This window comes from Lysinibacillus sp. NPDC056220 (assembly GCF_049315265.1).
GTDB classification, from domain to species: Bacteria; Bacillota; Bacilli; order Bacillales_A; family Planococcaceae; genus Lysinibacillus; species Lysinibacillus pinottii.
The window spans coordinates 229,160-244,028 of record NZ_JBMOXD010000003.1 but is presented as its reverse complement, the minus strand read 5'-3'; the positions used below and the strand labels follow the sequence as shown (position 1 = coordinate 244,028).

The 14,869-nt window shown below is 34.5% G+C and carries 11 protein-coding genes and 1 pseudogene; 10 read left to right on the top strand and 2 right to left on the bottom strand.

The window, feature by feature from the left end; genetic code table 11:
- The first annotated feature begins 278 nt into the window (after positions 1-278).
- From ACOZBY_RS11220 to ACOZBY_RS11195, 6 genes are all read left to right on the top strand, one after another.
- Entirely contained in the window at positions 279-1,259 is a 981-nt protein-coding gene (locus ACOZBY_RS11220) for an epsilon-toxin family protein (protein WP_422762370.1), read from the top strand.
- Positions 1,260-1,419: 160 nt separating this feature from the next.
- Positions 1,420-1,749: a hypothetical protein gene (locus ACOZBY_RS11215; protein ID WP_422762368.1), complete on the top strand. Its 330-nt coding sequence runs from the start codon at positions 1,420-1,422 to the stop codon at positions 1,747-1,749.
- Positions 1,750-1,773: 24 nt separating this feature from the next.
- Entirely contained in the window at positions 1,774-2,106 is a 333-nt protein-coding gene (locus ACOZBY_RS11210) for a DUF4288 domain-containing protein (protein ID WP_422762366.1), read from the top strand.
- A gap of 759 nt (positions 2,107-2,865) precedes the next feature.
- Complete coding sequence (locus ACOZBY_RS11205; RefSeq protein WP_036218312.1) at positions 2,866-3,303, top strand: helix-turn-helix domain-containing protein; 438 nt, start codon at positions 2,866-2,868, stop codon at positions 3,301-3,303.
- Complete coding sequence (locus tag ACOZBY_RS11200; protein WP_422762364.1) at positions 3,300-4,481, top strand: macrolide family glycosyltransferase; 1,182 nt, start codon at positions 3,300-3,302, stop codon at positions 4,479-4,481. The genes ACOZBY_RS11205 and ACOZBY_RS11200 overlap by 4 nt, the downstream gene beginning before the upstream one ends.
- 907 nt (positions 4,482-5,388) lie before the next feature.
- Entirely contained in the window at positions 5,389-6,411 is a 1,023-nt protein-coding gene (locus ACOZBY_RS11195; RefSeq protein ID WP_422762362.1) for an alpha/beta hydrolase, read from the top strand.
- Positions 6,412-6,700: 289 nt separating this feature from the next.
- On the opposite strand, the gene ACOZBY_RS11190 is transcribed toward ACOZBY_RS11195, so the two are convergent.
- On the bottom strand, positions 6,701-7,573 hold the full coding sequence (locus tag ACOZBY_RS11190; RefSeq protein ID WP_196244349.1) for a GNAT family N-acetyltransferase: 873 nt from the start codon (positions 7,571-7,573) through the stop codon (positions 6,701-6,703).
- Between the two features lie 668 nt (positions 7,574-8,241).
- Here ACOZBY_RS11190 and ACOZBY_RS11185 point away from each other — a divergent pair.
- From ACOZBY_RS11185 to ACOZBY_RS11175, 3 genes and pseudogenes are all read left to right on the top strand, one after another.
- The gene (locus ACOZBY_RS11185) at positions 8,242-9,741 is read left to right on the top strand and encodes a methyl-accepting chemotaxis protein (RefSeq protein ID WP_422762360.1); all 1,500 of its coding nucleotides are present in this window, start codon (positions 8,242-8,244) and stop codon (positions 9,739-9,741) included.
- Between the two features lie 236 nt (positions 9,742-9,977).
- A pseudogene (locus ACOZBY_RS11180) lies at positions 9,978-10,276 on the top strand (MFS transporter); the annotation flags it as partial.
- A gap of 513 nt (positions 10,277-10,789) precedes the next feature.
- A complete protein-coding gene (locus ACOZBY_RS11175) occupies positions 10,790-11,938 on the top strand; it encodes a copper amine oxidase N-terminal domain-containing protein (protein WP_422762358.1) in 1,149 nt (382 codons plus the stop codon).
- Positions 11,939-12,076: 138 nt separating this feature from the next.
- Here ACOZBY_RS11175 and ACOZBY_RS11170 read toward each other — a convergent pair whose 3' ends face one another.
- Positions 12,077-12,277, bottom strand: coding sequence for a hypothetical protein (locus ACOZBY_RS11170; protein WP_031415863.1), 201 nt, complete (start codon positions 12,275-12,277; stop codon positions 12,077-12,079).
- Between the two features lie 590 nt (positions 12,278-12,867).
- Between ACOZBY_RS11170 and ACOZBY_RS11165 the strand changes: the two genes are divergently transcribed.
- On the top strand, positions 12,868-14,754 hold the full coding sequence (locus ACOZBY_RS11165; RefSeq protein ID WP_031415865.1) for an FAD-dependent oxidoreductase: 1,887 nt from the start codon (positions 12,868-12,870) through the stop codon (positions 14,752-14,754).
- Positions 14,755-14,869: the final 115 nt, after the last annotated feature.

Here is a 14,869-nt window from a genome sequence, read left to right as displayed (position 1 = left end):
GTTTTTCCACAAAAGGTTAATATCTTTTAATCATGTCTTGTACAGTACTGGGTGAGATGAATGAATTAAAACCATACCACTTCAAGCCTCAATCATACTGTAGATATTCCATTACTGAACATTCAATTAAAAATTATATTATTCTACCAATTATTAATTTTTATGGATTATGTATTATAAAATTAATATTTTTTGTTTATTAATCCAAAAATAATAACAACTAAACTTAGTATGTAGCCATACGCTAAATTATACATACTAAAATTGGAGGAGAAATTATGAAAAACAAAGCAAAAGTAATATTAATGGGAGCTACTATTGGTCTAAGTTTACTTTCATCACCAATAGCAATGGCAGCAAATGGAGATAATAATGTTAAAGAGAATCAAAGTATAGCAAATTTTAGTCCCATTAAAAATAGTTTTCCAGATGCAGCAAATGGTTCAAGGTTCCTAGTTAATTACTACGGCAAATATTTGACTTCTAATGGGCTAGGTTCAATTGGTAAACACCCAGAAAATATTGACTTTGAAGTAAAAAATACCTATGGTAAATTATCTATGGAACCTCAAGTAATTAGTCAAAATCCTCTTTGGGCTGGTCAAAGTGACTTACGAAATGATACCGATAGGGATCAAACGTTAAGCTCGCAGGAATTTCGCAAATCATTTTCAAATACTACAACGGCTACAACTGAACATGGATTTATGTTTGGTACTGAAACCAGTCTGGCAACAGGGATACCTTTTCTAGCAGAAGGTAAAATCACACTAAAGGCAGAATATAATTTTAGTAGTAGTCAGGCAAATGAGACTTCGGAAACTGTAGAATATGTTGCTCCTTCTCAATCTATTGTTGTTCCACCACATACTATTGCTAGAGTAGTTGCTGTATTAGAAATTAAAAAAATTAAGGGTGAAATGGATATTTATGCAGAAGTTGGATTAAATAAAGAAAAATTTGGTTATGAGGAGCTTCCAATTTCTAGTATGGGAGGACTTAAGTGGGTATCTCTCGGTTCGATTTATGAAGAGGCTTACAATCAAGCTAAATTATCTGGAACTCATGAATTTCCAGATATTAAAATAATATCAAGAAGTGTCAATAACCCTGATTATTTTTTAGCTAGTGGAAAGGGACGCTTCGAATCAGAATACGGAAGTCTATTTAATGTTCAAGTTGAATATATAAGCACAAAAAGTAATGAAGTTATAAAGACCGAGAATTTGATGGTAAGTCCCACAATAATTTCCGAGTAAATATATAAATAAAGTTATATATTTTGTGGATAATTAAGTGATTTATACATTTATTGTAATAAATAAATTGAATATTAACATTCAGAAAATTGTTCTAAATGGTGCGACATAAAAAAGATATAAGATATTAGAAGACCTACTACTCCCATTTCGTAGACAGATGAAAAAACATACTCCTGCAGCTGCTATCGGAGTTCTATATTTCATACCAGGTATTGGACAAGCCCTCGTAATTGGAACAGGAATCTTCACAGTAGGTTTGGCCACTTATAAAGTAGGAACTTGGATTGGAGACTGTATAAATTCGTTCATTGAAAAAGAGACAGCAGACGAATATATTTCTAAGAACAGAAAAGGCTCTATTAGAAGTGAATTCCCAGGGAAATATTACGGAAAAACTCTCAATGAAATCGAAAAAGATGCCAACAACGGCAATGCTGCAGCAAAAAAAGCAAACAAATTGTTAAATGATAATCGCTTTAAAAAATAATTAAATAGTTTAGGGGTATAAATTATGAAGATATATTCAGTGAAAATATTATTAGAATCTACTGTAATACCAAACACCCATTCATCTAAAACATTCGAAGAAATTATCATATTGGTAGAAGCTCAAAATTCCGATGAAGCAGAAATAAAAATCCGCCAAAAATTTGTTGATGATACTTACAAAAATGCAGATGGTGGGCAAACTACATGGAGTCTTGTAAAAATACTTGATATATTTGAAACTGTTGATCAATTCGAAGGAGATATGAATTTCAAAGAAGTTTATAGTCGCTTTTTACCTTTCGATAAACCAATTACTGCAAATGAAGTCATAAAATTATATTCCCTTGATAAATAAAAAAGGGCAACAGTATTTAATACTGTTGCCCCTTTTTATTTCAATAAAGAAACATCTATTTCTTCAACACTCTATCATTTATATTAATTATCTGGAGTATAAGTGGGGTATTAGCGTTATCATTGTCCTGAAGTGTTGAAACAAGATATTGTGAGAGAGCAGAGCAATTTATAGCTGCTCTTTTTATTTATGCTGTATTAAAAACAAGCTCAAAACTTATTCGTGGTGAATGGACTTTTGAGTTAATATATAAAGAGAATATTATCTGTTCAAGTAAAGTTAATTATAATATTCTTAATAATAGTTATAAAAAACACAAAAACCACCATGCTAAAAATACTGCTTTTTAGAGTAGACATAAGAATGTAAGGAGCCATCTGCTATGAGATTGGATTCTATCTTTGTTAGATAAAGATAATAAGTATAAAAGGTTTAAAATATTAGGTTTACTATTATTGCCTGCCTTATCTTTTATTTTTATTTAAATAATTTAGATATAGAGCAACAAATCAGGCTTTCCCTAGTTGTTTTAATTTTAGGTTTTTCAGATATATTGAAAAAAGCATTTCCTGTGTTGGCATGCAGGATTTTTTAATTGTTCCACAAACGGGTCAGATCATGGAATAACCATCGAATATCGATAGGGTATCTTTCTTGCGTATGAATATTTGCCACAATATTTAACAAGAAATGTTATGAACTGTTGATAGATATCTCCTTAAATCCTCTATATTATAAAAATAAAAGGAGATGAAAAACATGATTGGTATGAATATTCGTGTTTTGCGTAAAAGGCATAAACTAAGTCAAGAACAATTGGCTGAAAAGGTAAACGTATCACGGCAGACCATAGCGAAGTGGGAAAATGGGGAGGCTATACCTGATATTTACAAATTCAAAATGCTCGGTGATATTTTTCAAGTAACCATAGATCAATTATCCCAAAATATGAATGAAGAAGAAGCAAATCGGATTAGTCCTAAAGGGAAGCAGTTCTTTGGTGTTGTGAAGGTAGGAGAACGCGGACAGATTGTAATTCCAAAACATGCACGTGAAATGTATCAGATTCATGCAGGTGATAAACTGGTTGTTTTGGGAGAGGATGCGACAAAAGGAATCGCTGTCTTAAAAAGTGACGGCTTCCTAGAATTTGCAGAGATGATTCGAAATGCGGAATCCAAGGATGAGAGTGAATGAGTAAAATCATCTTTTTTTCGTTACCCGCACATGGTCACACCAACCCCACTATTCCGGTAGTAACCGAATTAATAAAGAAAGGTCATCAAGTTTGGTATTATTCCTTTTTAGAATTTCAGGGCAAAATAGAAGACACTGGTGCTTTTTTTATGGCTTGTGATGAATTCTTACCTAAAGTTACACATTTAGAATTGGATCGTAAGGTTGGCAAAGATTTTGCAGCATTAATTGAAATGGCTGCGGATATAACGATTGCTTTGGATAAAAAGGTGTGTAAAGAATTAAGGGATATTCAGCCAGACTGCATTGTATCTGACTCTTTATGTATTTGGGGAAAATTATTTGCTGAGAAACTAGGAATTCCATATATTTGTTCGACTACTTCGTTTGCCTTTAATCAGTATACAGCAAAACTAATGAAGCGGAGTTTCATGGAAATCTGGAGAATGATTCTAGGCATGCGAAGGATTAACAGAAAAATTAAACTATTAAATGATCATGGTTATCGAGTAGAGAATTTTGTATCGTTAGTTCAAAATGATAATGAAACAGACACCATTGTTTACACTTCGAAAGAATTTCAGCCAATGGCGGATACCTTTTCTGAGCGCTATGCCTTTGTTGGACCGTCCATAAAGCAGTCTATACCGATACAGAATGATAAAAGAGGTAGAAAAGTAATCTACATCTCTCTTGGAACTATACTAAATCAGAATCAGGATTTTTACCAAAACTGTCTCAAAGCATTTGGGAAGACAGACTATGATGTTGTGATGTCAGTCGGAGAAAAAACGGAGATTTCGTCTCTTGATAGCGTACCAGAAAATTTCATAGTGAAAAACGCTGTGGATCAGATCTCGGTATTACAGAAAGCACATGTATTTATTACCCACTGCGGGATGAATAGTACGAATGAAAGTCTATTTTTTGGAGTTCCAATGGTTTTATTTCCGCAACATAGCGAACAAAGAATGGTAGCTGACCGAGTTGCCCAGCTCGGTGCAGGATTAAAACTTAAAAGAAAAACTCCAAAGGATTTAGCAACAGCGGTAGCTGAAGTGCTTACAAATCGAGTATACCAGGAAGAAGCGCAGAAACTGTCGGAAAGCTTTAGGAAAGCTGGTGGTGCGGTAGAAGCAGCTAATGTGATCCTGAGTATAATTGGAGAGAAATCCTAACGCCTTTGTTTTTTACAAAAGTTTATATGGTGAACAAAACTTCAAGAAGCAGCCGCATTTCTTTATTAAGGAATGCGTCTTTCTTCATCTAAAGGGTCAGATTATAGAATAACGTACTTTAACGCTGTGGGAATTTACTATTCTGTAATCTTCAAACAAAAATTGGATGACAAAGTAACTGGGCTAACCCATGATATTCGAGATAATATCATAGAAGTAAAAGACTCTGCTAAATCAACGGTGAAACAGACCATTAATGTACTCAATATGCTGGTGCGAGTTTTCAGTCTGTAGGTAAGCACCGCATTAAGGCTTTTTGCCCCAGTTTTAAATTTTACCAGACCGTTAAACAACCCAGTACGGATAGAAGAACAGATAACTAATTACATTTGGCTGTTTTTTAAATGATAATTCCAAAGGAGGTTATTCAATGAAGAAAATATTTTATATTTGATATTGTCGATATTAACACTAACTGCATGTTGTGAGGAGGAAGCATATAAAGAAGAAGCTAAAGAAAAAACTGTCAATGCTGAAACTGAAGAAGTTTCTGAGAAGAATTCTATCGATGAAGTAGATGAGGAGCTTTATACAAAATATAGACAGTATCATGAAAAACTCAAAAAGCCTAGGTACTCCACATTGCTATTCCACATACATAATATTCTCTTCTAAAGGTTGAAGGTTGAAATCTGATATAATTCATTTGTATGAGGTTCAATAATATCTAAATTAGACTCATTCATCTAATTAGATAAATAATGTGTGGGCGGAAAAAAAGAAGGAGGAAAATCAGAGTTTAAAGGACGCTGATCTTTTTTGCATAACGTAGGGCGTATCCACCCTCTTCTTTTTCCGTCAAGTGAATTTCATATAATAATGAAGTGAGGTAAGGTGTTCATTCAATTTGAAAACTAAAAAAAGATTTTATCAGAAAAAAAAGCGATGGATGATTCCCGTTTATATTATTGTCATTCCTATATTGCTTATATTTATAATTGGTCAGTTTACACCTGTACTTAATACCTTTATTATCAAGCAGCTTTTTGAATCTGATTCTTTTGCATCCCCTAAGGACATTGAAACAATAAAAAGGCAAGTCCATGTTGAAAAAGATATTGTTTATGATGAACATGGAATTGAGAATAGTCTTTTAGATATTTATTATCCGAAAAATATGAAGGAAGAACTCCCTGTTATCATGTGGATACATGGTGGTGCATTTGTATCAGGTAGTAAGGAACAAACGCAAGAATATGGAATGGCATTAGCCAATGAAGGATATGTTGTAGCAAATATAAACTATGCTATTGCACCGGTACAAAAATATCCGGGGCCAATCATACAAACTAACCAAGCTCTTAAATATTTACAGGATAATATTTCGAAATATGGCGGCAATATGAATCATTTATTTATTGGCGGTGATTCAGCAGGTGCACAAATTGCCAGTCAAACCATTGCGATAATAACAAATGAAGCTCTAGCAAAATCAATGGATATTCAACTTACAGTTGATAAAAAACAGTTAAAAGGTGCTCTTTTATTCTGTGGGGTTTATAACATGGATAAAATAGGTGCTCAGTCATCTCCAATAATAAAAAAAGGTATCCAATCAGTATTTTGGGCATATACAGGAACAAAAGATTTCAAGTCTTACTCTAGAATAGATGAGATGTCTACAGTTAAACATGTAACACCTAATTACCCACCTACCTTTTTGACAGTTGGAGATGCAGATCCACTAGCCCCACAATCAACAGAGCTTATAGATGTTCTCAAAAAGAATGGTGTGGAAGTAGAAAGTGTTTTATTTGAAGGAACAAATTCTGACCTAGGTCATGAGTATCAATTTGATTTTACTACTACGCACGCTGAACAAACACTTGGGAAAACGCTTGCCTTCATAAAGAAGTATAGTGGGAAATAGCTCAATACGCACATCAGGTTTGGTTTAATGAAATTGGCTTCTGTCCGTTACTAGTGAGCTAAAAAACATCACATGGTATTAATCATCACCTTTGTAGAAATACCTTGTAACTTCATTTCACTGGCTTTTAATTTTACTTCTTGCCGATGACTCACTCTCATCCCCATAAAAATAAGCACCTCCAATTGATATTAGGATACATTACCCTAAATTCAATTGAAGATGCTTTTTTGTTTTGTCTAACCCGAAGGAGTCAGTTCAAGGGGCAGCCTATCCCTCTTTTTGTTACCTAATTGAGTTTTGTGAAGTATCTTATCTCTTCTTTATCCGTATAAAAGCCAACCGATTCGTATAGAGATAAGGCTGATTTATTTGTCGTTAGTACCATGAGAGTAGCTTTTTGTAGCTTATGAGACTTAAGATATTTCAAAGCCTGTGTAAGCGTAAACTTTGCAATTCCACGCTTTCTCCATGGTTCACGGACAAAAACGTCCTCAATTACACCGTAGTCTTCTTCCTGCCATGTCATTAGTCCGCCAACAATAGTGTCTATTTGACGTATGACCATGGATGTCCATAGCTTGTTTTTTTTGTATTCAGACAATCTATTAAGACCAAGTGGAGCATCTGGCCAAATTTCAGCTTCAATATTAAGGTAATCTCTTTCCTCGCTAGATGTCTCCATGCTCCAGTGTGAGAATTGAAACTCCTCCTGAAGTTTTAACTCCACAACCGGTTCAGTCAAATCTCGATTCATGCTATACAAACTATTCAGAGGGAGATATCCTTTTTGGATAAAAAACTGATTGTTTGCTGTTTCTTTCGAATCGTTACCTACACAAAGTATTGTTCCGTATTCTTGAGGTAAAGTTACCTTTAATTGCTTTGCTCTTGTTAAAAGATATTGATAGACTTTGTCGAGCAACGTAATGTCCTGTTCTCTTTCAGAAATGGTTTTCAGATTAATATATATAGAGTGATTGTTCTCTTTTGAACGACCTGGAGGAACAACGTTAATGATGCTAACTTGCCCCTTAGCGACCATTTTCCCATCTTCAAATGCGCAATAAACGTTACACCAATTATCTTCGTCCCCGACCCACCAAAATGTCGCGTTGTCTTTTGCTGTTACTGATTGGTACAACTCACCAAGTAAAGGCATATCTCCATGTTCGAAGTTACGAATGAAAAATTCTGTTGGTGATTGGCTCAAAATAATACCCCTCTCAATAGTAGGGGGTTCCGCAGTTTAGAGGGCTAGCTATGCGTTTTCCCCTTGAAAAATTTGCCCTTTGCTAACATTTGTTTGCTCACAGTAAACTCCTTCTTTGACTATTATTACCATTTAAAATAACACACTTTAATACTTGTATCTACATATTTTTATCTCTATATTAATTTTTTTCAACAAATTTATAATCGAATTTTGATAACACACTAATTCAATTCTTTTAATAAACCTTCAATGACAAATTCAATTAAAATATATGAATATAGCATTGATTTAGTATGTATTTAAAAAGATTCCTTTGTTTCGCGTTGGATAGCCCGAAAGAAGTAATCAAAAAAATCTCTTTTTATCATAATTCCTGGGAATTTACTAGTAATTTGAGTATTTGGATACAGATTCAAAAAAATATATAGTTCTTAAAGTAAATGAGGTAGCCGTTATAAGGAATATAGTGCATCTAAAAAATATATTATTTTTCGAGTGCTTTTTAACTATTTTTTCGGTTATAATGAGAAAAACACGAAATATGATTCTAGTTTTATAACTAATGATTCTTGAATTAGTCATGTAATCTATACACTATCGAAGGGGAACTAAGAATGTTTTTAAAAAAAGAACGGAACATAACAATTGGCGATCTTATTAAGTTGAGTGAGGCTCAATTGCAAATGGCTAAACAGGGTCAATATGATTTTGAGTATACTTTAGCTTCAACAAATGATGAGGAATTAAACCAGTTAGTACATAATTTAAATCAAGTAAATAGGCTTCGGAAAGAATCTGAAGATCAATTGCAGAAAAAATTGGGTAATGTATTGAAAAGTAATGAAATGGGTCTTTGGGAATTACGAGTATTAAACGGACGCTTGGATGATTCAAACAATGTTTTCACAGCTTCGTCAGAATTAAAAGAGCTCTTAGGGTTTGATAGTTATGCTCTTAAAGACAGTTTTCAAGATTTTTTGAAGGTAATTACAGAGGCGCATCGTTCTGATTTTAAAGAGATGCTAGAGGAGAGTTTAGAAACACAAACTCGATTTAATATGGAGCATTTGATATGCTGTCGTGACGGTCAAGAGCGCTGGATACAGACTACAGGAATGGCTTCCCATCTTGAAGATGATCAGTATCAAATCATTGGTTTGATGATGAATATTCATGATAAAAAAATAAACGTGGAAAAATTACAGGGATATGTAACACGTTATGATTTAATTAATAAAGCTCTGGTAGAAGCGCCATGGGATATGATTGTAGATCAAGGTAATCCATTAAATCCACAGAATTCCTTTTGGTGGAGTGAACAATTTCGAAGAACATTGGGCTTCAAGGATGAACATGATTTTCCAAATATTATGAGCTCTTGGAGTGATCGCTTGCATCCAGAGGACAAGCAGCCTGCATTAGATGCGTTTAGTGCCCATTTATTAGATTTTTCTGGGCGTACGCCATTTCAAGTAGATTATCGCCTTCAATTAAAATCAGGTGAATATCGCTGGTTTCATGCAAACGGTACAACGCTTCGTGATAATGAGGGAGCTCCTTTGCGAGTGGCAGGAACTATTCGAGATATTACACATGAAAAAAAGAAAGAGCAAAATGTGCAAGAAACTATGACACGTATGGAGGAATTATCAGCTTCCATTAATCAAATGGTTGATGGCATTAATTCTATTACTATGCAGGCACAGGAACTGGCGAACACACAGGAAAAAACTACAGAAGCTGCCAATGATGCGAAAGGGGTAGCAGATGAAACACAGATTATATCACATTTTATTCGAGAGATAGCAGATCAGACAAATTTACTAGGGTTAAATGCTGCAATAGAAGCCGCACGTGCAGGAGAACAAGGAAAAGGTTTTGGTGTAGTAGCTGAAGAGGTAAGAAAATTAGCAGTTAATTCGGCTAAGGCAACAGGTAATATTGAATCAAGTTTAATGCAAATAAAGGTTTCTATTGATACAATTATTGACTATATGGATAAAATTAGTGGGCTTGCGCAAATGCAGGCGGCTCTTACAGAACAATTGAATGCCTCGGCAGATGAAATTGGTACAATGTCACAGGATTTGGTGGAATTTTCAAAGCAACAATAAAATAAAAGAGTATTTCGCTAAAAAAGCTTTTATATAAAGCAAATAGGGGAATTCTCATTAAAATAACCAGGTACTCCTAAAGTTTTTTATGAGTATCTGGTTTTATTTATGAGTTTTAAAAAGATGCTTTTTTTTTGACATTCAGTACACGTAGTGCTAGCAGAGATATACTTAGATCAAGAGACTACCTAAAAGTCCCACAGTAACATATCTTATTTTTATTTATTTACTCAGATGGTCATGGTTTATCGGAGGTTGGAATTGCTATAGGATTTCATGTAGATGCTACGTATCTTCCGTCGATCGTAACAGGGATGCTTGTAGATAAAGTCGGACGAACAATTTTTGTATTGCATCAGGAGTGACTTTGTTATTTGCGGTTTATTAGCCGTATTCGCACCGATTCTATGGTTCTATTAATCGTAGCACTTTCTTTAATTGGAATAGGGTGGAACTTAATTAGTGGACTGCACAAACAGTGGATTCGACAGAGCCTTCTACACGTGCAAAAAAACAACTTAATTTAAGGTTCTTTTGTTGACACTCGGTACTACGAAACGAGTGTCGGCACTAATGATACATGAGCATGTTTTGTAAAAAGATGGGTCAAAACATGCTTTTTATATTTGTTCTCATACGTAGGATAAAACAGTCTCGAAACAGTCGTTTTTTAACATACTAGAGAAAGAGGGAGGTAGGGAAAATTCGGTTATGGGGGAAATGAATAGTTTTTATAAACAAAAAAATCACTCTAAATGGAGTAGCATCAAAAAACCAAAAAAATTTAAAAGATAATAAAGATACAAAATTTCAAGTTTACATTAGCTATTCCCATTTATACCCTGCAAGGCAATATTTTTAGCCCCAATCAGCCCCATATCGCCCCAAAAAAGCATTAATCTGCTATAGCTTGTACACTCTCGAAGGTCAGAGCAATAGCCATTAAACGTAGCAACTCTTAATAGAAAAGTGTATAATTTAGCTTATATTGGAAAATGCGAACGTAGTAGTAAATTGAAAATATGCAAAACGTATTGGGGACTATAAAATGAGAAGAAACATTATCAGTACAGTAGTAATTTTTTTATTAATTGTTCCTGTTAGTCTAACTGTGCAGGCAGCAAATCTATTTGAACTTTATAATGATATTACAGAAAATGATCTTCATAACAGTATCATTTTGTCGCCTGAAAGCTCAAAGGCATTTGTTAATGGTAATATGGTTTCTGCCATACAGCCAATTGTAAAAGATGGAAGAACCTTAGTACCACTTCGCTTTATTTCTGAAGGATTTGGTGCAAGGGTAGATTTCAACCCTCAAAATAATACCATAACCATTAAAAATTCGGATAAAACTATAACCTTGAAAATAGGGAACAAGGCAATAGATGTGAATGGCGATTCGATTCAAATGGACGTTTCTGCAGTCCTGCATCATAATACAACCTATATTCCTCTAAGATATATAGGGGAGGCATTTAATAAGAAAGTAGTCTATTTGAAGAATGAAAACCAGCAACCATATAGTTTGATTATTATCAGGGGTGTAAATGCTACGGAGCTTGAAAACCTTAGACTTGTTCGCATTTGTGAATGGCTATTTCAGGGGAAATCAATTATCTATAGCGATCGTTTTATGGCTGTGATGCAAGAAAAAGGTCAATTATTCTTTAGCAATTATTTTTCTGATTTTGAACCCTTTGTTTATGAGGAATTTATTGAGGATGAAAATATAGTTAAACTAGGAGATATTTGGATTAAAACGGATATGGGCAATTTTTATATGGACTACGCATATAGCACTACAAAAGAGTTTATTTTATATTATGTGGATGGACAAGCCATTTCAAGAGTAGCCGTAGAAAAAGCACCGATTAAAGCTGTAAAACCTTATCAGAATCATGTTTATTATCTAACAAGATATGAGCGGGGGATAGTAAATGCGCCTGAAACAAGTAATTTAAAATATGCAACACGAGCAAATGGACAATGGGTTTCTGATTATTTAGGCATGCCAGGTTTTTATTATGGTTTTGATACGATAGGTAATGCCTATAACTGGAAAATAAATGATAATGGCATCTATATTTTCGGTTATAATAGATTTGGCAATTTAAGCTCAGAAGATAGAAAAAAGACTTTTGGAAATTACAGGGTAGACTTAAAGGGGCACCATCATGAGGTCATCAACCCTTAAAGGTTGCGTTTTAAGCTGAATTGGCTGGTTTACGTTCTGTTTTGTATGGAACTTTAGCCAGTCAATTTTTATTTACTCTGTTCCCTATATCTGGAATGGGTACATGGTCGAATGGTTTATATATAGAGGGTTTAACTATTATTTGCGTTTCTTTTTAGTATAAAAAATAAACCAAATAAAATATAGGATTGGCATGAGTGACAAACCTAGTGAAACATATTTATGTTGCTCATTAGGTAAAATAATAATAGAAATAATCGCTAATATAATGGCAGGGAATACAGTGTAAAACCAGATTCGTACAGCTTTATTTTTAAAAGTAAGTTCAAATCGATCCATACAAGAGCACCTCATTTATTAATCCTAAAGACCATTGTTCGGATAATTGGGAATTATTCCCTAATAGAAAATATATCATAGTAAAATAAAAAATAGAAGTAAAATGGTAGGGGTGACAGATAAAACTAGCTCATTAAAGGTTATCGAAAAATATTTTTTGTCCTGTAACTTTATTTGAAGTTGATGCGTCTACTTAGTAGTGTATTTAACTATTTTTGAAAAAGAATAGTGAATTTACATCATTTACCAAAGGGTTTTTAGTTGCTTATCGACAAAAATATAGATTAAAATGATTCTGACTGTTTTTTTATCAGGTACAATGTATCCTGATCAACTACTTGTGCCCGCAAGCACATCCCCGTTTTGACTGCTTACTATAAGTGATGAAACAAACCTTGTCTGCAAATCGGAAAAATATCCCAATCCTTTATATGATGGAATACACGATAATTTCATAGAAAAATACTGTAGAAAATGATATGCCTTATGGTTGTAGGCAAAAAATCAATAGGACATTCAGCTCTTTCAAGTGGCAGAAATGATGATAAAATAAACATGTTATTGGAAATATTAACTATCGGAGGTTTATTATGGGTAAAGGCGTATTATGGACAGCCACTGCTATCCTAGTAGTTTTACTTGGGTTTGGAAGCTACTACTTTATTAAAGAAATAACGAACTCTATGGCATACAATAAATTAGTGGATGAGTATAAAAAGCCAGTACCCATCAACAATATAGAGTCTGAATATGATGTGATTGTCATTGGTGGTGAGCCTGAGGGTGTCGCTGCTGCTGTTGCTTCTGCTCGTAATGGAGCTAAAACCTTATTGGTAGAAAAACGTGAAGAATTGGGTGGATTATTTACATATGGGATGCTAAATTTTCTAGATATTCCACGTGATGGTCATAATAACTCCATCAGTGAAGGTATTTTTAAAGAATGGCATGAGCTAGTGAGAGGCAATGATGCTTTTGGTATCGTCGGAGCTAAAGCAGCGTTTAAAAAGCTGATTGATGAGGAACCCAATTTAACATTGTCGGTGCAAACGGAAGTAGTTAAAACGAATCTTCAACAACAACAACTAAATTCTGTTGAGCTAAAAAATGAATACGGTACATATGTCGTTAAAGGAAAATCATTCATAGATGCTACTCAGGATGCAGATTTTGCGACGATGTCTAAAGTTCCTTTCTTTGTTGGTGGAGAAGATATTGGAATAAAGGATAAGCGCATGGCTGTAACATTAATGCTTCACTTGAAAAATGTCGATTGGGATCAAGTAAAAAAAGCGGCTAAGTCAGATGTATTTGGCGGGGCTAACTTGAATCATACCGTAATGTGGGGCTTTACAAAGCTTCATGATGAATATAAACCTTTGCAAGAAGGTACAAGATTAAGAGGGTTAAATTTAGCCCGAGTGGATGATGAATATTTTATTAATGCATTACAAATTTTCGGAATTGATGGTTTAAATGAGAATTCGAAGCAGGCTGCCATAGCTGCAGGTAAAAAAGAAACATTGCATGTACTAAAATATTTACAGGAAAACTTCCCCGGATTTGAAAAAGCAGAAATTGTCAGCTTCCCGGAAGAGCTTTATGTACGAGAAACTAGACATATTTGGGCTGAATATCAATTACCAATGTCCGATATTTGGCAGAATCGTGATCATTGGGATAGTATTGGGATTGCCTCTTATCCAGTAGATGTGCAGGCTCAAACACCACATGATTATGGGTATGTTATTTCTGCGCCAAAGCAATATGCGATTCCATTCCGATCTCTAGTACCAAAGGATATCGATGGATTACTTGTTGTGGGACGCTCTGCAGGTTATTCATCTTTAGCAGCGGGAAGTGCCCGTATTGTCCCAACTGGTATGGTGACTGGTGAAGCGGCAGGGACAGCGGCAGCACTAGCTCTTCAACAAGATGTTACTTTTAGAGAAATGAGCAAGGATAAGAAATTAATTGCTACATTAAGAGAGCAGTTGGATAAACAAGGTGCCTATGTCGATTCATTTTCTGTGAACTATCCTTATCAGGGCAAATGGTATGATGAAGCCATTCAAACGTTAATTAACTATGGACTTGTTGTTGGCGGCTATGATAATGATTTAAAGGTCGACAGTAAAGCAACGAAAATTAAGTTTGCTAAAATGTTGAAAGAAAGTATGCTACGTGCCGGCGCAGAGAGTACAGCCGATAAAAAAGATAAGCTGGAGATTGTTATTAATAAGGTATATAGCACGGGTGATGAAGCTATTACGCGAGATGAGCTGGCACAATATTTGGCAGATGTGCTCATCGGTGAATCGACTGCAAATAGCTGGGAAAGTTTAATTGATAAAGAAATTGTTTCGGAAAAAGTAGCGAAGAAAGTGAAAGACAATAAGCAACTGAAGTTAAAAGAGATGTATGCCATCATGGCAGATGTCATTCATTATGTAGAAAAAGAACGTTCCTCTAAATGAGGAGCGTTTTTTTATGGTGGATCGTTTGGAATGCCGTCTGTAACTTGTGTAGACGAATGCAGAAGCAATCAGTGCTGCCTATGCAAAATTCTCTAAACGCTCTGAAGCAATGATT